Genomic DNA, 20,591 nt, shown 5'->3' on the forward strand with positions numbered 1-20,591 from the left:
GCCTTTTTATACCTTTCCCCCTCCTGGGTGTCTGCTCTGACATCATCACCAAAACGGTTATCAACAAGTCGCTGATTAATTACACAAAGTGCGGCTTTGTTTGTAGCATCTCAACGATAAAGCACCGATAATGGAGGAACTGACTTTAGCAACGAGGACAATGGCGATATGGCTTCAGCCAAACGCATCTTAGTGGTCGACGACGATGTCGAAATCCGTGAGCTTCTCCAAGCTTATCTCACCAAAGCCGGTTACGAAGTGATGACCGCGCAAAACGGTCATGAGATGCAAACTAAGCTGGCTGTCCAATACCCGGATTTAATTTTACTCGACGTGATGCTCCCAGGGGATGATGGCTTTACGCTATGCAAAAGTATTCGTAAAGATTCGAGTGTGCCTATCATCATGCTCACCGCTGTATCAGACGAAACGGATCAAATTGTTGGGCTAGAGCTAGGCGCCGATGATTATATCGCCAAGCCCTTTAGTCCACGCCAATTGATCGCCCGTATTCGTGCATTATTACGTCGCACCCAGCAATTGCAGGAGACCACGCTGTCCCGACCTAAAGCGATTCGGTTTGGCCAGTGGCGCCTAGAGCCTGCCACCCAGCAATTGCACCAGGTTGTCACCGGCATGGAGATAGAGTTGTCGGCGTCTGATTATGCCCTGCTGATGCTGTTTATCGATCACCCACACCAGTTGCTCGATCGTAATGCGATTAGCCAAGCGACGCGCGGCCGCGATGCACAGGCACAAGAACGTGGCATCGATGTACAAGTTAGCCGCTTACGCCAGCGCTTACGTGACACAGGCAAAGCGAACTTGATTAAAACTGTGCGTGGTGCGGGTTATATGTTTGTCGCTGAGATCCAATATGAATCATGAATGGCTAGAAAAGCTGATCCCTCGCTCTTTGCTATCACGCACCTTGCTGCTGACCTTGTTATCCGTGGTATTGGCGCAGGGCATTGCCACCTCAATTTGGTATACCCAATCAAAACGAACCCAGCTTGCGGGGCTAGAGGCGGCGTCGGCGAGTTTAGCTAACATGTTTGCCTCAACCACCACCTTCTTTCAATCGTTGCCCGTTGCTTATCGGCATGTGGCGCTTAATCAATTACGTAACATGGGCGGGACACGGTTTTTTGTCTCCTTTAACAAAGAAAAAATCCAAATCACGCCTATTGAAGAGACACAGGCGAAAAAGGTCGCCACCCGTACCGTATCAGGCATTCTCCACGAGCAGCTCCCGTCATTGAATACCATTGATGTTGACTTTTCGCGCCCTGAAACCTTACGCGTGCTCAACAACGACATTTTATTGCAAGACTTGCCCAAATCTTGGGCACATCACACGTTAAGTTTAGAGCCATTAAATCCCCCCATTTTGGTGGTACAAATGGAGCTGAAAAAAGATGAGTGGATCTATATCGCTGCATTGTTACCCGCGCCCTATGTCACGCTCGATGATACCTTGATTACCGCCGATCAAGTGGTCTTTATCGTGGTGATCACTGCGCTATTACTGTTCTTTACTTACACCTTGATTCGTCAGCAAGCACGCCCCTTAAAACGTCTGGCCAAAGCAGCGAACTTGTTTAGCACCGACATTGAGCAACCTCCCCTGAAGGAGGAAGGCGCGGCAGAAATCGCCATTGTGACACGGGCGTTTAACCGTATGCAGCGTCGCCTACAACGTCACCTACGTGAGCGCGAAACCTTATTCCGCTCCATGTCGCATGATTTAAAAACGCCTATCACCCGCTTACGTTTACGGGCCGAATTAATTGATGACGACGTGCAAACAGCGAAGCTCAATAAAGATTTAGATGATCTTGAAATTATGGTTAAAGGTGCCGTACAAACGGTCAGAGACACCGATATCCATGAGAACATGGCGGCTATTGATGTCATTGATTTCTTAGCGATGATTGTCGAACCACACAACCAAAACCGTATTCGAGTCAGTATTGAAAGCGACGCAGTACCTCCGTTTACGTGTAAGCCACTCGCCTTCAAACGCTGCTTATCCAATTTAATTGATAATGGTGTGAAATACGGCGATAAGGTGACGATTTATGTGATGGACGCAAAACACACGTTAGATATTACCCTGATTGACGAGGGGCCAGGCATTCCTGAGCAAGAGCTCGACTCGGTGTTTGACCCTTATGTACGCTTACATGATGATAACGACGGTTCGGGGCTCGGTTTAGGGATTGCGCGCGATATCATCCACGCGCATGGCGGGGATATGGTGCTCAGTAACCGCAGTGAAGGCGGCCTGCAAGTTGATATCAGTTTTCCTCGGGTAGAAGAATAATGGCACGTTTAACACGCTTAAATAGATACCTCTCTCAATGGATCATCGGTGGCATGCTTGCCACCTATAGCCTTGCAGTGTCCGCGAGTGATGTTGAAGTTTTACACTGGTGGACATCAGCAGGTGAAGCCAAAGCCGCCTCTGTCTTGCGAGAAGGCGTTGAGCAACAAGGCCATCAATGGCAAGACTTCGCGGTCGGTGGCCGCGCAGGGATAAGCGCGATGAACACTTTGAGGATCCGTGCCATCAGTGGTAACCCGCCCCTTGCGGCACAAATCAAAGGGCCGGAGATCACCGAATGGGCCCGTTTAGGCTTTTTACGCAACCTCAATGAGATTGCTGAAGCGGAAAGTTGGGAAGATAAAATCCCTGCCCCACTACGTGATGTCATGCAGTACCAAGGTAACTATGTGGCGGCGCCCATCAATATTCACCGCGTAAATTGGCTGTGGGTCAACTTACGCGCCTTTGAAGCAGCCAATGCCGACATCCCTACCGACTTTGATAGCTTTTTTGCTGCCGCCGATAAACTGCAGCAAGCAGGCTATATCCCACTCGCGTTGGGAGGGGAGCCATGGCAAGTCGCGACGCTTTTCGACAGTCTGGCGCTATCAGTACTGGGGCCACAAGATTACCAACGTGCCTTTTTAGACTTTGATCGCCAAGCACTCCTTAGTGACGATGTGGTCAAAGCCTTTACCCTGCTGGCGAAGATGCGCCAATATGTGGATGACTCGGGTCAAGGACGCAACTGGAGCGATACCACTCGTCTACTCATTGATAACCAGGCGGGGATGCAAGTGATGGGTGATTGGGCCAAAGGGGAGTTTTTTGCCGCCAACCAGCAAGAAGGCAAAGCCTTTACCTGTGTCGCCTTCCCTGGGACGAAAAAAGCCTTTAGTTACAATGTCGACAGCTTTGTATTTTTCAAGCCCAATAGCCAAAGTGAGCGACAAAGCCAAACAGACATGGCCTCGTACCTCCTCACACCACAGTTCCAGCGTGACTTTAACCGTTACAAAGGCTCGTTACCTATCCGATTTGATGTGCCCCTCCCCAAGGGAGACCGGTGCGCACAACAATCACGTGATGCGTTTACTTACGCGCAAGAGAATGGCACCTTAAGCCCCAGCATGTCACACGGCCTTTCCACCACACGTTATGTACAAAGCGCGGTGTTCGACGTGATTAATGAGTTCTTCTACAACCCTGAGCAAACGCCGCGTGAAGCCACCGAGGCACTGTATCGCGCTATATTATCCGCGCAAGCTTGACGGTCGTCATGCAGGCTTTTTCATCACACAGACTTAGCCAGCCCTTCTCAATTGGCAGTTGGCGCTTGCGTGGGGCCGAGATCGTGCGAGTCACAAGGAATAAAAGCAATATCTGCCGGCAGCGTCGAGTAGTTGCTCAATACATCGTTGGTGAACACATAATCAAACTGACTTAACGTTGTCACTTTCACCGGCGCACTGCGCTGCCACTTTGACCCATCTGCCACCAACCATCTTGCACTCGCTGCACTAAGCATGGTGTCACTGACATCAGCTTCATCGGGGGAAAACTCACACACCCATCCCTCTTCATTGACTGCCGCACAGCCGATAATGGCGATATCCGGTTGGAAACGCGACAGGAACTGAAGCACCGAGTGTCCAACCATATCTTGGTCATTGGCGCGCAGCTTCCCTCCTGCCAGCCAAATATCGAGGTCGGGATTAGCCCCCAGAATATGCGCGATCTGAACGTTATTGGTGATTACGCGAAGGTCGCGCCTTGTTAATAGCTGCTCAGCAATCGCAGAAACCGTGGTCCCTATCCCGAGCATCACGGTCGCCCCCTCAGGAATGTGCTCGGCCACCGCGCGTGCAATCGCCGTTTTAACGCCACTGTGCCTTTGCAAACGACGTTGGTAATCGCTATTGACATGCGCAGAGGGCATATTAATGCCGCCATGGTGACGCCGAGCTAAGCCAAGCGCACAGAGCTGATTAATATCACGACGAATAGTCTGCGTCGTGACCGAAAACTGCGTGGCCAAATCATCCGTTTCTAGGTGCTCTGTTTTTGCTAATTGCGCTAATATTTCGCGCTGGCGCCAATTTAACTCTGCCTCTTGTGACACATAAGCTCCTTGTTGTATGACATTATCGACCGCTCACCTAACGATTCGGTTGACTCCGTGTCAGTAAGGGTGTGCTAAGTATTTACTTGGGTCGTCGGTGATCATCATGTCTACGCCCCAACCCCACAAGGCTTCGACCTCAACAGGCTTATTAGGGGTATAACACTTAAGCGCTAAACCTGAATCTTTAACGGCTTTGGCTTTCTCTTGGGTGAGGTGGCGATAGTTGCAGTGAATGCTAAACGTGGCTAAGTCCCGGAAATCACGCCAATTATCAGGGATCGTTTCCCATAAAATCGCCCGCGCTAACTCAGGCATTTCATCACGAACAATCGCGAGTGCCTCAAGAGAAAAAGATGAGACTAATACCTTCTCGGTGCTGATAGGGCTTGCCGACAAGCAAGCAAATATCGCGCGGCACAAGGCAGGTATATCGCTATCCGGGTAAGTTTTGATCTCAAGGTTGATATGAAGCGCATCGCGGTGCGCTTGGGCTAAAACGGCCATGAGCGTGGGTACCCTTTCATACCCAAACTTTGGCGAAAAGTACCCACCTGCATCGAGCTGCTGTAAATCGGCCAAGGCGGTGTCTTTTAACGCCCCTGCACCATTGGTGCACCGTTGTAAGCTATGGTCATGAAACACCACGGGAACACCGTCTTGGGTCAGTTGCACATCGACCTCGACCCAACTTAACCCCATCTCTCGCACCTTTGCAATAGACGTTAACGTGTTCTCAGGAGCATGAGCAGCGACACCTCGATGCCCACATAATTGCTGTGGCGCGATTTTCATTTGAACAGTCTCATCTCAATCAGTTATTTGGGTATTGTAGGACAGCGCGAGCCGCATTGTCTCGTGTAAATATGACAGAGTGTTTACGAGTAAATCTTTGCGCTTGCAGGATTTTCATCATCAAAACACGCTCTAATTAACAATTTTTCACATATCATGCGACCGTGGTCAAAAGTCATACAATTGTCATCTCCCTTTTCGTTTGGGTTCATATTATGTTCATTTTTGTTCATTAAGTTGCCGAATGAACATTACCCCATCCTCAAAAGGAGTGACGCATGAAAACCCAACGCTTAACCGCGCTTTCTTCGGCCCTGTTGCTGGCCTCTTTTTCTGCCAACGCGACAACCGAAATTGAATGGTGGCACGCAATGGGCGGAAACCTTGGCGAAAAAGTGAATGAAATTGCTGAGAAGTTTAATGCCAGTCAGGATGACTATTCCGTCAAACCCGTCTACAAGGGTAACTACACCGAAACCATGACAGGCGCTGTGTCGGCATTCCGCGCCAACAAGCAACCTCATATCGTCCAGGTGTTTGAAGTAGGCACCGCGACAATGATGTCAGCAAAAGGGGCGGTATACCCGGTTTATGAGCTAATGGAAAACGCGAACGTCCCGTTTGACCAATCTGACTACCTCTCTTCTGTGACGGGTTATTATTCAGACGAAGACGGGAATATGCTGTCGATGCCATTTAATAGCTCAACGCCCGTGCTGTATTACAACAAAGATCTGTTTGCTAAAGCTGGCGTTAACCCTCCCAAAACCTGGGAAGAAGTTGAGCAAGTGTCTGAGAAACTGCTTGCCAATGGCGCTCAGTGCGGCTTCACGACTGGCTGGCAGTCTTGGGTACAAATTGAAAACCTCGGTGCTCGCCACAATGCGCCCATTGCCACCAATGACAATGGCTTTGGCAGTGTCGATAACAAGATGCTAATTAACCAGTCTCCATTTGTGGATCACATTGCCAAAATGGCGGATTGGCAACAGGCTGGCATTTTTGAATATGGAGGCCGCCGCTCTGACAGTGCGCCGCTGTTTTACAGTGGTGAATGTGCCATGTACATGAACTCTTCAGCGTCTTACGCTGGTGTGCGCGAAAGCGTAAAAGATTTCGAGTTTGGCGTTGCCAAGCTGCCTTACTGGGATAAAGCCGTTGAGCAGCCAAGAAATACCATCATCGGCGGGGCCACGCTTTGGGTTCTACAAGGCCACGAGTCAGAAGAGTACAAGGGCGTCGCCCAGTTCTTCTCCTTCTTGTCTCAACCTGAAATCCAAGCGGACTGGCACCAGTTCACCGGTTACTTGCCCATTACCCACGAAGCCTATGAGCTAAGCAAGAAGCAAGGCTTTTATGCTCAAAACCCAGGCACAGACGTCGCGATTAAACAAATGACCGAGGTCGAGCCAACGCCTGCCTCTAAAGGGATCCGCTTAGGTAATTTCGTTCAAATCCGTGATGTGATTAACGAAGAGCTTGAGACCGTATGGTCCGGCGATCAATCGGCTCAAGAAGCGCTGGATGAAGCAGTTGAGCGCGCCAATGGCTTGCTTTCAAAGTTTGCTAAAGCCAATCAATAAGCGGTTTAGTTCCATTCAGTAAAAACCTTGTTGTATGACGGAGCGGTATAGACTGCCGCTCCACTTTTTGAGAAAGCCTATGTCCAATAAACCCACATTTAATCATTGTGCGTTTCCCATTTTATTGCTCGCGCCTCAATTGCTGATCACCTTTATCTTTTTTATCTGGCCAGCGGCGCAGGCTGTATGGCAATCCACCTTGTTGGAAGACCCTTTCGGTCTTAGTACTGAGTTTGTCGGTGGCGAAAACTTCACCGAGTTATTGGGAGACACCAGCTATTATCGCTCTTTTTTGACCACCTTATTCTTTAGTTTTTCTGTTGCAGGCATCGCGCTTCTATCGGCGCTTGTGCTCGCGGTGATGGCTGACCGTGTCATTAAAGGGGCGACAGGCTATAAAACACTCTTGGTGTGGCCCTACGCGGTCGCTCCCGCTGTGGCAGGGGTGTTGTGGTTATTCATGTTCAATCCCACTGTCGGTGTATTAGCCCACGCGCTAAAAGCCATTGGTTTAGACTGGAATCCGTTTATCCATTCTGGAGATGCCATGACCATGGTGATCATTGCCGCTACATGGAAGCAGATTAGCTACAATTTTCTGTTCTTCCTCGCCGGGCTGCAATCTATCCCACGTTCATTGGTTGAAGCGGCAGCTATTGACGGCGCAGGCCCAGTAAAACGCTTTTTGACCATCATTTTTCCACTGCTCTCTCCGACCTCTTTTTTCCTGCTGGTTGTGAACTTGGTCTACGCCTTTTTCGAAACCTTTGGGGTGATTCATGCCATGACGCAAGGTGGGCCCGGTCAATCCACCACAACGCTGGTTTATAAAGTGTATGCAGACGGTTTTGTCGGCCTCAATATGGGATCGTCCGCCGCGCAATCCGTCGTGTTGATGATCCTCGTGGGCGCATTAACCGTGATTCAGTTTAAATATGTTGAAAAGAAGGTGGCTTACTAATGGTTGAACGTCGCCCTTGGCTTACTGTGTTCTCGCATTTGGTGTTGATTTTAGGCGTCGCCTCGGTGGCGCTCCCTGTGTGGCTTGCGTTGACCGCCGCCACCCATGACAGCAGCGCCTTTGTAAGTGGTGTCACGCCGTTATGGTTTGGTGACAAAGGATTATCTGTGTTCGAGGAGGTATTAACCGAAGGCACATCACGCGAGTTAAACATTTCCGTGGCCGGCATGCTGTGGAATTCATTTTTAATGGCAATGGGCATCGCCATTGGCAAGCTCGCGATTTCCATTCTTTCAGCCTATGCCGTGGTGTATTTTCGCTTTCCCGGTCGAATGTTGGCATTTTGGGTGATTTTCATGACCCTAATGCTACCGGTGGAGGTGCGCATCATGCCAACATTCCAGGTCATTGCCGACCTGAACATGCTCAACTCGATGTCGGGATTGACCATTCCACTCATCGCCAGCGCTACGGCGACCTTTCTATTCCGTCAGTTTTTTATGACGGTCCCAGGTGAAATGCTTGAAGCCGCGCGAATTGATGGCGCGGGCCCGTTCAAGTTTTTCAAAGACATTCTGCTGCCTCTTTCGCGCACCAATATCGCCGCACTGTTTGTGATCACCTTTATATATGGTTGGAACCAGTACCTTTGGCCGATTTTGATCACCACCGATGATGAGTACTACACCATTGTGATGAGTATTCAGCGCATGCTCTCTGTTGGTGATGGTGAGGTGCAATGGAACCGCGTAATGGCAACAACTCTAATGGCGATGCTACCCCCGGTGATCGTGGTGCTCGGCATGCAAAAACTCTTTGTAAAAGGCTTAGTGGAAACGGAGAAGTAAATGGCAACGGTAACCCTAGAACAGATGGCAAAGACCTACCCTAATGGGTTCAAAGCCATTCACGGCGTCGACTTATCAGTGAAAGATGGCGAAATGATTGTATTGGTGGGCCCCAGTGGTTGTGGCAAATCAACCTTACTGCGCATGATTGCCGGCCTAGAGGCGATTTCCAGCGGACAATTAGTCATTGACGATAAAAAAGTGAATGATCTTGAGCCTGGCGAGCGCGATATTGCCATGGTATTTCAAAACTATGCGCTTTACCCACACATGAGTGTATTCGACAACATGGCCTATGGCCTTAAAAATCGCGGGACACCAAAAGCGACCATTCAACAGCTTGTCACCGAGGTCGCGACCATGCTCGAGCTAGAGCACCTACTCGACAGACGGCCCAATCAATTGTCCGGCGGACAACGACAACGGGTGGCAATGGGCCGTGCGATTGTGCGTCGTCCCAAGGTTTTTCTCTTTGATGAGCCGTTATCCAACCTTGATGCCAAACTGCGTGTACAAATGCGCCTGGAAATCAAAGGTTTGCAGAGAAAGCTGAATACCACTGCTGTGTATGTCACCCACGACCAAGTTGAAGCAATGACTCTCGCGGATCGCCTCGTGGTATTAAATGGTGGTAACGTTGAACAAATTGGTACGCCTTTAGACGTCTACGATGCCCCGGCTAGCTTGTTTGTGGCCACTTTTATCGGCTCACCAGCGATGAATATCGTTGAAGGTCGTATCGACAATGACGTCCTCTCGATAGGTCAACACGTATTGGCTGAGTGTCAGGGCATTGACACACAATCCGTGTCCGTCGGATTACGTCCCGAGCACTTAAAAGTGGTACCGGCCGATCAGGCCTGTTTCACACTGTCAGTTACCTTAACCGAGTCTTTGGGAGCTGATTTGCTGGTCTATGGGCATATAAGCGATACTGACAGCTTCATCACACTGCGTTTAGAGGGGCACAGTAAGGTCGTAGAAGGAGATAACCTACCCTTGGCGATTGCCCCTGAGAACCTCCACGTGTTTGACCATGAGCAGGGAAAACGGCTGGCGCTCACTCTGCGTCAAATGAATCATCGCCATGTGGCAGCTATTTAATTAGTGAGGATCGCAATACCTATGCCGAATCAGTGTTTGCCCATATCGTCAATGCATGACCACGCCATACGCTGGCGTAACGTGCAATGGCTGTTTACCGACGTCGATGACACCTTGACATGGAAAGGTGAGCTCCCTTGGCAAACACTGAAGGCAATGGCCGATCTCCGTGAAGCCGGCATTCACGTTGTCCCTGTTACTGGCGCGTGCGCTGGCTGGGGCGATCATATGATTAACGCCTGGCCTGTCGATACGGTGATAAGCGAAAACGGTGGCGTGATCCTATGGCAAGAAAACGGTCAGCGCTTCACGAAAATCAATCATGCCGCCCATCAACAGCAAGCTGCGCTACTTGACTGGGTAAACCGCTTACTTCAGCGCTATCCAGCTCGCGCACTTGCTGCCGATCAGTCCTATCGTCTCTGTGAAGTGGCGATTGATATTGGCCAGCATACGCCACGCGCATCCGCAGACGAGATCAATGCATTACTCGACGAGCTTCATGGGCAGGGAGTCAATGCAACGGCCAGTTCGATTCACATTAACGCCTGGTTAGGTAACCACAGTAAACGACACGCGGCGCAAGAATGGTTAGATCGTTACAGTGTCACAGGAAAGCAAACTCAGCAACGCGCAGCGTTTATTGGCGATTCACCGAACGACAGCGAAATGTTTGCCCACTTTCCTCTGAGCGTCGGCGTCGCGAATATCTCCTCTCACCTTCCGACATTGGCCACCGTACCAACTTGGATCACAGATGCACCGGGAGGGTTTGGTTTTGCCGAATTTGCCCACCACTGGCTGTCGGTACTGTCGAACCCACAAGCTATGTCAACGCGCTAACTGAGTGTGACGTCACAGCTTTTCTGCTACAGGGCTTTTTATATCAATGTGTTATTTAACTTTGTCGCTGGCTCGTTCTACAATATCCGCGTTTTATCATTCACAAAGATGCCCAAACCTCAACGTTTGCGCCCCGCACATGGTTGGTGCGTATAATCATAAAGCGCAAACACGATAACGATTAGGATAATGTTATGAAACGCTATGCCCTTGCACTGGTCGCGGCACTATTGCCGATAATGTCAAACGCTGCGCCTGTCAAAAATGCAGATTGCTATTCGGCCAAGTATCATGATTATGTAGATGCATCGATCAATTGGTACCAAGCGTTGGTCGATATGACGGTGAAAAAAGACGCATCGCTCGATGAGGTTGCACAGTGGTTTTTGCAAGGCCGTAAAAATCACTTTAACCTCAATGCAAAAGCGTTTGATTACTATTTAGAAAATGACAGCGCCAAGCTCAATTTGGAAGCGCCTGTGGAATCTTGGTTAAAACTAGGCCAAGAAGACGTAAAAACACTCGCACAAAGCTCGTTGCCCCCCTCTGCGCTGGCCGAAAAAGTGTTTAACTTCCGCCAAGGCGAAGCCATGGACGGGAACTACGCCCTTCGCAGTGCACTTGCCGATCTGCTAAGTCATCCAAAAGAGATTGATAAGGCACTTAACCAGTACAATGACCAAATGAACAGCATTAACCAACGTCAGTGTCAGTAAACAGGCCGCTGTTTGAGAGCCGGCAACCGCTGGCTCTTTTATCGACTCTCTTTCGCGTGTGCTGTTTCAGCTGTCATCTATCAGTAAAAAAAGCCTGATGCTCTCGCTTTTTTTTGCTATGTTGAGGCCTAATTTCAGTCAGTGATCGTGACCCTACTCCCAATGCGCATGAGAGAGTCACTATTTGGACAGCCAAGCAGATATAAGAAGAACGTCATGGCAACACAAAATAAAGCCGCGGACGCCACACCGGAAACCTTGCACCGGATTTTCACTGTCCCCGAAGCCCCAGATTCAACGCTCAGTCAAATTGAGCAAGCGATCTCTCAGAATCTAAACCGGTTTTTACAAAACCATATTACGGCCACCGAACGGTCGCTCGCTGATATTGAGCGCGATTTTAGCGATCCGGCCATCCCTGAAAACCCCACTTTTGTCTCTGATCACACGCAGTTTCTGCTCGATAAGCTCGTCGCTCAATCGGTACATACCGCTTCACCGCGATTTATCGGCCACATGACCTCTGCACTGCCTTATTTTTTGATGCCGCTCTCTAAAATCATGATTGGCCTCAACCAAAATACGGTCAAAATTGAAACATCTAAGGCATTTACACCGCTTGAGCGGCAAGTGCTTGGCATGTTGCACAACCTGATTTATCAGCAAGACGACGCCTTCTATCAAAGTTGGATGCACAGCGCGAACCATTCATTAGGGGCCTTCTGCTCAGGTGGAACGGTGGCGAATATCACCGCGTTGTGGGTCGCGCGAAATAACGTGCTCAAACCTGACGGAGAGTTTCCTGGCATCAACAAGGCTGGCTTGTTTGGCGCGATGCGTCACTATGGCTATCGCGACCTCGCGATCTTGGTGTCAGAACGAGGCCACTATTCATTGGGTAAGGCGGCTGATGTACTCGGCATTGGCCGCGACCAACTGATCTCGGTTCCTGCAGATAGCCAAAATCGTATTTGCATTGATGCACTCGAAGAGACCATTGCCACACTTAACCGGGACAATATTAAACCGATAGCTATCGTGGGGGTGGCGGGCACCACAGAGACAGGCAGCATTGATCCTCTCAATGCACTGGCTGATATTGCGGAACGTGAGGGCATTCACTTCCACGTTGATGCCGCGTGGGGCGGCGCGACCTTGATGTCAAATAATCAGCGCCACAAACTGGCTGGGATTGAACGTGCCGATTCTGTCACGATTGATGCGCACAAACAGCTTTATGTCCCTATGGGGGCTGGTATGGTGTTATTTAAAGATCCGTCGCTCGTGGCGTCGATCGAACATCATGCGGAGTACATCCTGCGTAAAGGAGCAAAAGATCTGGGGAGTCACACACTCGAAGGCTCTCGCAGTGGTATGGCAATGTTGGTGTTTGCTTGTATGAACATCATTTCTCGCCGCGGTTATGAGTTATTGATCGATCAAAGTATTGATAAAGCGGCGACGTTTGCCGACATGATAACCACAGATCCAGATTTTGAGCTGATATCGGAACCCGAGTTGTGCCTACTCACCTATCGCTTTGTGCCCGCAAAAGTACAAACCGCGCTGGCTGTGGCAAGTGAGGAGCAAATTGAGTTGATGCATGATTTGCTTAACGACCTAACCAAGTTCATTCAAAAGCGCCAGCGCGAATCGGGCAAAACCTTTGTCTCCCGTACACGTCTCACGCCTGAGCAATGGCAACGTCGCACCACCACGGTTTTCCGTGTCGTGCTGGCCAATCCCCTCACCACCGCTGATATTTTGCAAGAAGTGTTGGCGGAGCAGGGTGAAATCGCCAAAGAAAGTGAGTTTGCCTACCCACGCCTGATGACACTGGCTGACAGTATTCTCAAAGCCTAAGTCGGTGCGGTTCGAGCAATAAAAAGGCAGCCCCGTTACGGTGGCTGCCCTATTGCGCTAAAAAATGATGACCTGCGCAGCAAACGGGCTACTTCAGCGGCCCTGCTTTTGGTGACGTCGTTGATTGCAAGCAATGTGTTTGGCTCAGTACTGCCTCGCGTTGATGTTCGATATCAATTTGGGCTTGACGCCACTGCATCTGTACCTGAGATGCCGTCATCGTTCGTCCCGGTTCTGAAAACAAAAACCGCTGCAGCGTGTGATCAAACTCTGCACTGTTCTCTTGTTCGCTGTAGACAATGCCCATTAGCTCAAACGCACGTGTTTTCTCTCGCGCCGTACCAATCACGGTGTAGCGCTGAGCCGTATCAAGTGTTTTGTCATAGCGGCAATGGACAAGATCTTGTTGCGCGCCACGCAGTGCTTCATTGAGACCAATGGTGCTGTAATTGCGCCATAAGTCCGACATTTTTGGCAGTGAGCATCCGACCAATAACATCGACAAGCACACTGCGGCCATTATCTTAATCATCACTTCTTCCTACACTGTGCACCGAATACAACGCGTCTCTCTATGGCTGGTCACTTATCAAGACGCATCGCGCCGTCACCACGCCCGGCTGTCACATTAGCGCATGGCTACCATTGGTAACGGCACTACCGCTGATAACTTGAGGTCAGTCACGTTTGCCAATCACCACTTCGCCTGATTGCTCAAACATAGCGACTTCCTTGCGACGACGCCCAAGCAAAATAGGCTTATCATCGTAGAATAGAAAGTTTTTCCAATACCGTTTAAACACGCCCCATTGGGTTTCGACAATATTATGTTTGTCGTAGCAAAAATAGACCGTAATATTGTCTTCCCAAGGAAAGTTAGCGAGAAACTCTACGGGAAGATCATCATCGTCGTCCCAGGCTTGTTGCCAAACCAGTCGCTGGGTCCAAACGCTTTGATGCGTCGGCCAATCTTGCTTGCCAAAATGATCCGGTGTTGGGCTGTCTTTACTGATAAATTCTTGCCATAACTGCGCCGCGCGTGCCTCAGCCATGGGTTTAATATCAGCGAGATCCTGTTCGGGAATAGGCAAAGACTGGTGGGTGAAGATCCACTTTCTTTTATATTCAGACAACGGGAGATAATTCATGCTAATCAGGTTATACGCTCTATGATGCCGACAACTTTATCATAATCATCACTGGGTTGTTACTAAGTAAACCCGGACTGAAGCGACACAAGAGTGGCGATGCTTCACACATCGCCGTTTGAGGAAAGCAAACTCGGTTAGTCGTTAACCGCTATCTCATCGGTCGATTGAACATCTTGGCTGTCGCCAAGTTTTCGATGACCTTGGTCAAGGTGTACCATATCGACAAAATCATCACTGCCAACCTGAAAGGCCTGACCAAACCCTTTGACATACAGACCATTTTCCGGCTTTAGACGGAATAAATGGAAGTCAGCTAACCCGCTTAAGCTGTCGATAATATCGCCAAAGCGGTGGGTCAGCGCCGAAATCCCCGTTTGCCACTCAGTGGTATCACGCATCACTAATTCAGCATTGGCATCAAAACTAAGGCGCTGGCGCGCATAAATCTGTTTTGCCCCGCTTTCGTCTTCGATCATCATCAGCGAAACTTGGGGGTTTTGTTGTAGGTTCCGAGCATGACGAGCAATTTCACTGATTAAAATATAAAAACCGTCTTCCAACTGTGCAAATGGCGCATAACTCACGTTGGGTTTTCCCTGGGCATCGACGGTTGCTAGCTGCAAAGTCCGACAGTTAGCACGAAAGGCTTCGATTTCTGGGCCAAGGCGGTTTTGTAGGCGTTGTTGTTTTGTCGCTTGATCCATGATTATTGCTCCGGGTCTGTTGGTGTTGAGGTCGCTAACTGCGTTTTTAGTTGATTAAAGGCTTCAACCTGATGTTCAAGAAGCTGACGTTTGTCGTCTCTTCCCACGTAAATCTTAAAGATTGAATCCCCCTGTTCGGTGAAAAAGCCGATATAGTGGGTTGTTTTACCGCGAAAAGGCTTGCTGACGAAGGCAATGCCAGTCATGCGCTCTAATTTTAGGTGGCCATGCATTTCACCCGGCTTTCCCATTAAGTTGTAGTAGCCATAAGCGATCTTTCCTTTGGGAAACGGGGCTTTTACTTCAAAAATTGAGCCACCGGAATGCACAATCGCTGTGACTGGGCCACCCCATTCGGCCACCTGGGTGAAAACGGTTTCCGCATGCTGCCCGTCCACCCACGTTTGATACTCAGCCGGCATGGCACGTACTGCCTCGCCTTCACTCACGCCTAGGGTTTTCGCTATATCAGCAGGCAATATAGAGGCATTATCTGCCAATAGTGCGTTTACCTGCTCGTTTAAAGTAGTTGTCATTGATCACTCCAGCCTATTCTTATTGTGGTGTGTCGTCTCTGAGTGGGCAGGCGTTCACCTGCCCTTTATCTTTGGGTTAAAACTGGTACCGAACATTAAACTTAATATCACGCCCGGGTGACGCGGTTTGCGCCCACGCTTGGGTGTATTGTTCATCGGTTAAATTATCGATCGCGAGATCAAGCTTCACCCCATCCCAGGCGCCATTCGGGCTATAACTTGCATACAGATCCCACAGGGTATAGCCGTCGTAGGTGTTGGCATTATTCGTGTCGTCTTGATCGGCATAATGAGAGACGCGACCACCAACACTCACTGGTAACGTCGCCAGCGCGTAGTCGGTTTCCGCAACCCATTTATGAGCGGGAATATTATCTAGATAGCTGCCATCATGCTTATTCTTGCCTTCGGTTTGGCTGTAGCTCAGATTATTGGTAAAACCACCAAGTTGGTGATGCAAGCTAATCTCGATGCCTTCAAGTTTAGCTTCGGGAAGGTTCGTCTTCACCGTGGTGCCATTATACGCCCCCCAAGAGCCGTCTTTAACCGATTGATTTATAAAATTATCGACGTCATTGCGAAAGACTCGGGCATCAATATAACCTTGATCAATATACTGACTCGATGAAAACGTATAAGTAATATTGAGTTCTTTGTTGGCACTTTCCTCAGGTTTCAAATCTGGGTTGGGCACAAACTGGTTCATTCCAAAATGTGTGCCACTGGCATACATTTCTTCTAAACTCGGGGCTCGAAATGCTTCGCGATAGCTGGCAGTCAATGCTAACTGTTCAGTCGCATTCCAAGTCAATGCAGTTGAAGGCGACCACGCCGTATTATCATGGTTACCAATGGTCGATTCGGGTCGCTTATCTTTCGCATCATAGGCATCAAAACGGACACCCGCTTGCCAGTGCCATGCTTGTCCCAGCGGTACATCAACTTGGGAAAATACGCCGACGCTTTGTGCTTCGGCATCTTGGTTGTCTGGGCGAGAGGTATTGCTTTTATCTCGGACGGTTTCAAAGCGATCTTGATAAGCATCCAGACCAGTGGTTAGTGTTAGTGCTTTAAACGTCGAGCGATTCGATAAAGACAAACCCAGCGTTTGCATCTGATTATTATCAAACTCACCTTTATCAACCCGATGCTCATTGACCTCGGTGTCGTTCCAATACAGGCGAGTGTCTAAATCCACCCATGACTGGCTAGGGTTATAGTTGTACGTGAGCGACAGGCTTTGGTCTTCGACTTGGCGATACACGAGGGGCGACGAGGTTGACGGCTCTTCTGTCGTCGGATTAGAGGGAACCATGGCGTCACGTTTACCTTGACGCGCGATGAATGACCACTGGTGATCCAAAGAAGGCGTAAACACCAGTTTAGCAAACCCGCCTTTTTCTCGATCCGCAGAATACGACAAGGTCTTGCCATTGCCTAATTGGCTATCGTCGCTATCGTGATAGTAGCTTTGTACTAGCCAATCAACCGTCTCCGTGCGACCAAACACCGCACCGCTTGTACGTGAGGCGTTGTCGTTGCTGTGGAAGCCTTGTTTGACATAGCCACCCAAGGTTTCTGTGCCAGAGAGAAAGTCACTGGCTGATTTGGTGTTTTGTGCGAATACACCGCCTAATGCACCAGACCCCCACAGCGTACTGGAAGGGCCACGGACCACTTCGACTGAACTGAGCAATTCAGGATCGATGAATAGACTGGAACGATGGCCGACCGAAAAATTCTGACGGGCACCATCAACAAGCTGGATGACGCGGCCGTTGTCACTGCTAAGGCCTCGAATGCTAACAGACTGAGCGGCATCACGCCCTCCTCCGAGTACGGAGACATTGGGTAAATGACGAATCAAATCCGTGACATTACTTCCCTGGCGTTTCTCTATCTCTTCCAATGACACTGTACTCACCGCCACGCCAGCGTTCGCTTTTTGCGTGTCCATACGACTTCCGTAGACAGAGAGCGTCTCTACAGGGCTAACCTCTTTAGACTGGCTGGCGGCACTCGCGCTCTCAGCGACGGCCTGAGGCGCAACAGTCATCGTACTTAGCACGGCCCCGACTGCCAAGGCGACACGGTGGCTATGCTTTACTGTCCAAATATCCTTTCTGGTTTTCATAACGGTTCTCTATGCCTTACTGCAAATGCGACTTATCATCATTTGAAGGTGATTCTATTGATCGAGAACAGGAATGCAAACGATAATTGATCTTGTTTGTATTGGGTAATATATTGTCTGCGTTCATGTCGCACGGTGTGGCGACCTAACCAGCATATAAACCACTCAACACTACTGACACTGAAAAATAAGGATAAAGCATGGCAACCGCTGCTGTTCGACTGATTGCCCTCATGATGACACTCGTTTCATTTTCAATTCACGCATCGCCACGCATAGTGAGTGCGGGGGCAAGTGTTACTGACCTACTGATTGATCTGGGGGCAGAAAAACAAATTGTGGGGATTGATGCCACGAGCCAGCTTAATAATAAAGATGTCCCCAATATCGGTTATCACCGTCAGTTATCAGTAGAGGGGGTACTCTCATTGTCACCCACGCTTTTGTTAGGCTCTGAGGAAATGGGCCCCAAACCTGTATTAACAAAGCTCGACAATGCCGGGGTTAAGGTGGTTGCGCTACCCAGTGCATCGACGGTGGCGGCACTGAAACAGCGCATAACCCAAGTTGCCAACCTCACAGACAAGCAAAGTAAAGCGGCACCCCTGCTTCGTGCGGTCGGTGGAAAACTCACGCAACTGAAACGTCGCGCCCTAGCGTCGACACAGCAGGGGGTTTTCTTACTTGTTCACCAAGGTCGTCCCGCGAGTATTGCCGGCGCGAGCACGACACCCAATACGCTCATTGAGCTTATCGGCGCGACTAATCCGGCTGCCAATACGGTTACCAGCTATAAACCCCTCTCACCCGAGGCGTTGCTCGGTTTTAATCCCGATTTTATTTTGGTGATGCAACGTTCTTTGGACCAATTGGGTGGCTTGACAGGACTCGCCAATGCCGTCCCCTTGCTAGAAAACACCCAAGCTTTTCAGCAAAACAAGATCCTCGCGATCGATGGCAGTGTGTTGGTTGGCGGTTTGAGCCTGAAAAGCTTAGATGAGGCGCTTCGTGTGCAATCACAGTTAATAGAGCTTAGCCAGTGATGCCATTACAGATACAGCATCCTCATCAGCGACTCTTTCCCGCGCTGATCATTTTGTTGCTTGCCGTATCGGTGACCTCGATTGCAGTCGGTCAATGGCAGTTAGGTTGGCTCGTCAGTCTACAAAGTCTAACGCCTTGGCAAGACCAGCTTGAGCCTCATGTATTAGCCATCGTGCAGCAAGTCAGACTGCCCCGAACGCTGCTTTGCTTATTTGTGGGCGCTTTACTCGCCGTTTCCGGTGCATTAATGCAAGGACTATTTCGTAACCCTCTCGCGGATCCTGGGATTATTGGTGTCTCAGGGGGGGCGTCTCTAGGCGGTGCACTGGGGCTGTTGTTATTGTCATTTGGCAGTACAAACATGGCGTTTCACTTATCAGTGCCTCTATTTGCTTTTTTTGGTGCACTTTTCGCAACGTTATTTGTATACCGAATCGGCACCACCGCGATGGGCACGTCCGTTACCGTCATGCTATTGGCCGGTATTGCTATCAGCGCGCTATCAGGCGCGGCGCTGGGAATGATCAACTATGTGGCCGACAATCAAACCCTACGCGATATCGCATTGTGGTCTATGGGATCACTGACCGGTGCCAGTTGGGGGCAAATCGCTTTAACTGGAGTGGCGGCTGTCGCTCTCACGGTGTTTGCTTGTTGTCGTGCTCATCAGGTGAACGCTTTATTGCTCGGTGAAAACGAAGCCGCGTATTTAGGGATCGATATTCACCGCCTAAAACGTTTGCTGATCATTGCAACCGCTGCCGGGATGGGCGTATCCGTTAGTGCTGCGGGATTGATTGGGTTTATTGGCTTAGTGGTACCGCATATTGGCCGCCTGATCGTTGGGCCCGACCACCGTATGCTCATCCCTTTATCTGCAGTATTGGGGGCACTTTTACTCACGCTTGCCGATATTATTGCTCGAGTGATTGTCGCACCTGCGGAGTTGCCCGTAGGCATTATTACCGCTTTGATGGGCGCACCTTTTTTTATCTGGCTTCTTATTCAGCAACGACAAACGATGGTGCACTAATGTCTCGTACGGCGCTTCATGTTCAACACCTTCATTACACCCTTGGTCAACGCCCACTGCTTCGCGACATCAATGTCGCGTTTCAAAGTGGACAGTTACATGTCTTACTCGGTCCAAACGGAGCGGGTAAAAGTACCTTGCTCAAACAGCTGATGAGTGAGCAACACCAACAAGGCGACGTATTGTTTTGGTCAGCGTCAAGAGCGACATGGCCTCGTGATACATTCGCGAGACAGGTTGCCTTTTTGCCGCAAACCAGCGAGTTAACCTTTGCGTTTACGGTTAAAGACGTCGTCGAAATGGGCGGCACACCATTAAAAGCAAACCGTAAACAAATCCGAGCGTTAGCCGAAGAGCAGCTACATCAATGGCATGTATCTCATCTTGCACATCGTGCCTACCCCACTCTGTCGGGCGGTGAAAAACAGCGTGTGCATATGGCGCGTATTTCCATGCAATTAGCGCACACTGAACCGACTCGTGCCATGATGATGCTTGATGAGCCGACATCTGCCCTTGATATTAGTCACCAACACCAAACGCTCATGCAGTGCCGGGCACTGGTTGATCAAGGAATGACAGTGATCATCGTCCTACACGACCTTAACCTTGCCAGTCGCTACGCGGATTATCTTTATTTTATGAAACAAGGCGAAATGGTTCTCTCGGGAACGCCTTGGCAATGCTTTACGCACCACCAGATGACTGAGATTTATCAACACCCACTGACAGTAATGACACACCCAACGCATGCTTGCCCACTGATAGTGACGTAATGACAATTTTGCCGACTGTGAAGAAAATGAGATCACGCTGCAAGAGCAT

20 protein-coding genes are annotated in these 20,591 nt (G+C 49.7%); 13 read left to right on the top strand and 7 right to left on the bottom strand.

Annotated features, from left to right (window positions below; genetic code table 11):
• Nucleotides 1-168: 168 nt before the first annotated feature.
• The 3 genes from BZG20_RS01155 to BZG20_RS01165 are packed head-to-tail and all read left to right on the top strand — an operon-like array spanning nt 169 to nt 3,600.
• Nucleotides 169-888 (top strand): response regulator transcription factor, encoded by a 720-nt coding sequence (locus tag BZG20_RS01155; RefSeq protein ID WP_046073289.1) that lies wholly within the window; start codon nt 169-171, stop codon nt 886-888.
• A complete protein-coding gene (locus BZG20_RS01160; RefSeq protein ID WP_077577840.1) occupies nt 878-2,326 on the top strand; it encodes an ATP-binding protein in 1,449 nt (482 codons plus the stop codon). Before BZG20_RS01155 ends, BZG20_RS01160 begins: the two co-directional genes overlap by 11 nt.
• Nucleotides 2,326-3,600, top strand: coding sequence for an ABC transporter substrate-binding protein (locus tag BZG20_RS01165; protein ID WP_241828630.1), 1,275 nt, complete (start codon nt 2,326-2,328; stop codon nt 3,598-3,600). Before BZG20_RS01160 ends, BZG20_RS01165 begins: the two co-directional genes overlap by 1 nt.
• A gap of 47 nt (nt 3,601-3,647) precedes the next feature.
• Here the strand turns inward: BZG20_RS01165 and BZG20_RS01170 are convergent, their stop codons facing one another.
• Nucleotides 3,648-4,451, bottom strand: coding sequence for a DeoR/GlpR family DNA-binding transcription regulator (locus BZG20_RS01170; RefSeq protein ID WP_077577842.1), 804 nt, complete (start codon nt 4,449-4,451; stop codon nt 3,648-3,650).
• Between the two features lie 60 nt (nt 4,452-4,511).
• Complete coding sequence (locus BZG20_RS01175) at nt 4,512-5,246, bottom strand: glycerophosphodiester phosphodiesterase family protein (RefSeq protein ID WP_077577843.1); 735 nt, start codon at nt 5,244-5,246, stop codon at nt 4,512-4,514.
• A gap of 278 nt (nt 5,247-5,524) precedes the next feature.
• Between BZG20_RS01175 and ugpB the strand changes: the two genes are divergently transcribed.
• The 7 genes from ugpB to panP all read left to right on the top strand — a co-directional run bounded on the left by ugpB (nt 5,525) and on the right by panP (nt 13,164).
• The gene (gene ugpB / locus BZG20_RS01180; RefSeq protein WP_046073294.1) at nt 5,525-6,829 is read left to right on the top strand and encodes a sn-glycerol-3-phosphate ABC transporter substrate-binding protein UgpB; all 1,305 of its coding nucleotides are present in this window, start codon (nt 5,525-5,527) and stop codon (nt 6,827-6,829) included.
• A gap of 79 nt (nt 6,830-6,908) precedes the next feature.
• Nucleotides 6,909-7,790 (top strand): sn-glycerol-3-phosphate ABC transporter permease UgpA, encoded by an 882-nt coding sequence (gene ugpA / locus BZG20_RS01185; protein ID WP_046073295.1) that lies wholly within the window; start codon nt 6,909-6,911, stop codon nt 7,788-7,790.
• A complete protein-coding gene (gene ugpE / locus BZG20_RS01190) occupies nt 7,790-8,638 on the top strand; it encodes a sn-glycerol-3-phosphate ABC transporter permease UgpE (RefSeq protein ID WP_046073296.1) in 849 nt (282 codons plus the stop codon). Before ugpA ends, ugpE begins: the two co-directional genes overlap by 1 nt.
• Entirely contained in the window at nt 8,639-9,742 is a 1,104-nt protein-coding gene (locus BZG20_RS01195) for a sn-glycerol-3-phosphate import ATP-binding protein UgpC (RefSeq protein ID WP_077577844.1), read from the top strand.
• Between the two features lie 21 nt (nt 9,743-9,763).
• Nucleotides 9,764-10,585 carry an HAD-IIB family hydrolase gene (locus BZG20_RS01200; RefSeq protein WP_077577845.1) on the top strand — a complete coding sequence of 274 codons (822 nt, stop codon included), beginning with the start codon at nt 9,764-9,766 and terminating at the stop codon, nt 10,583-10,585.
• A 194-nt stretch (nt 10,586-10,779) separates the two neighbouring features.
• Nucleotides 10,780-11,301, top strand: a complete 522-nt coding sequence (locus tag BZG20_RS01205; protein ID WP_046073298.1) for a hypothetical protein — start codon at nt 10,780-10,782, stop codon at nt 11,299-11,301.
• A gap of 216 nt (nt 11,302-11,517) precedes the next feature.
• Entirely contained in the window at nt 11,518-13,164 is a 1,647-nt protein-coding gene (panP, locus tag BZG20_RS01210; protein ID WP_077577846.1) for a pyridoxal-dependent aspartate 1-decarboxylase PanP, read from the top strand.
• Between the two features lie 88 nt (nt 13,165-13,252).
• Here panP and BZG20_RS01215 read toward each other — a convergent pair whose 3' ends face one another.
• The 5 genes from BZG20_RS01215 to BZG20_RS01235 form a co-directional block, all read right to left on the bottom strand.
• On the bottom strand, nt 13,253-13,696 hold the full coding sequence (locus tag BZG20_RS01215) for a hypothetical protein (protein WP_046073300.1): 444 nt from the start codon (nt 13,694-13,696) through the stop codon (nt 13,253-13,255).
• Nucleotides 13,697-13,841: 145 nt separating this feature from the next.
• Nucleotides 13,842-14,312, bottom strand: coding sequence for a DUF2947 domain-containing protein (locus BZG20_RS01220; RefSeq protein WP_046073301.1), 471 nt, complete (start codon nt 14,310-14,312; stop codon nt 13,842-13,844).
• Between the two features lie 137 nt (nt 14,313-14,449).
• Nucleotides 14,450-15,019 (bottom strand): heme utilization protein HutZ, encoded by a 570-nt coding sequence (gene hutZ / locus BZG20_RS01225; RefSeq protein ID WP_046073302.1) that lies wholly within the window; start codon nt 15,017-15,019, stop codon nt 14,450-14,452.
• 2 nt (nt 15,020-15,021) lie between these two features.
• A complete protein-coding gene (gene hutX, locus BZG20_RS01230) occupies nt 15,022-15,555 on the bottom strand; it encodes a heme utilization cystosolic carrier protein HutX (protein WP_046073303.1) in 534 nt (177 codons plus the stop codon).
• Nucleotides 15,556-15,631: 76 nt separating this feature from the next.
• A complete protein-coding gene (locus BZG20_RS01235; protein ID WP_077577847.1) occupies nt 15,632-17,689 on the bottom strand; it encodes a TonB-dependent hemoglobin/transferrin/lactoferrin family receptor in 2,058 nt (685 codons plus the stop codon).
• Between the two features lie 200 nt (nt 17,690-17,889).
• Between BZG20_RS01235 and BZG20_RS01240 the strand changes: the two genes are divergently transcribed.
• From BZG20_RS01240 to BZG20_RS01250, 3 genes are read left to right on the top strand one after another with little or no spacing between them, the layout of a single operon-like run.
• Complete coding sequence (locus BZG20_RS01240) at nt 17,890-18,732, top strand: ABC transporter substrate-binding protein (protein WP_077577848.1); 843 nt, start codon at nt 17,890-17,892, stop codon at nt 18,730-18,732.
• Nucleotides 18,732-19,766 (top strand): iron ABC transporter permease, encoded by a 1,035-nt coding sequence (locus BZG20_RS01245; RefSeq protein WP_077577849.1) that lies wholly within the window; start codon nt 18,732-18,734, stop codon nt 19,764-19,766. Before BZG20_RS01240 ends, BZG20_RS01245 begins: the two co-directional genes overlap by 1 nt.
• A complete protein-coding gene (locus BZG20_RS01250; RefSeq protein ID WP_077577850.1) occupies nt 19,766-20,542 on the top strand; it encodes a heme ABC transporter ATP-binding protein in 777 nt (258 codons plus the stop codon). The genes BZG20_RS01245 and BZG20_RS01250 overlap by 1 nt, the downstream gene beginning before the upstream one ends.
• Nucleotides 20,543-20,591: the final 49 nt, after the last annotated feature.

It is taken from the genome of Salinivibrio sp. IB868 (assembly GCF_001995655.1).
GTDB classification, from domain to species: Bacteria; Pseudomonadota; Gammaproteobacteria; order Enterobacterales; family Vibrionaceae; genus Salinivibrio; species Salinivibrio siamensis.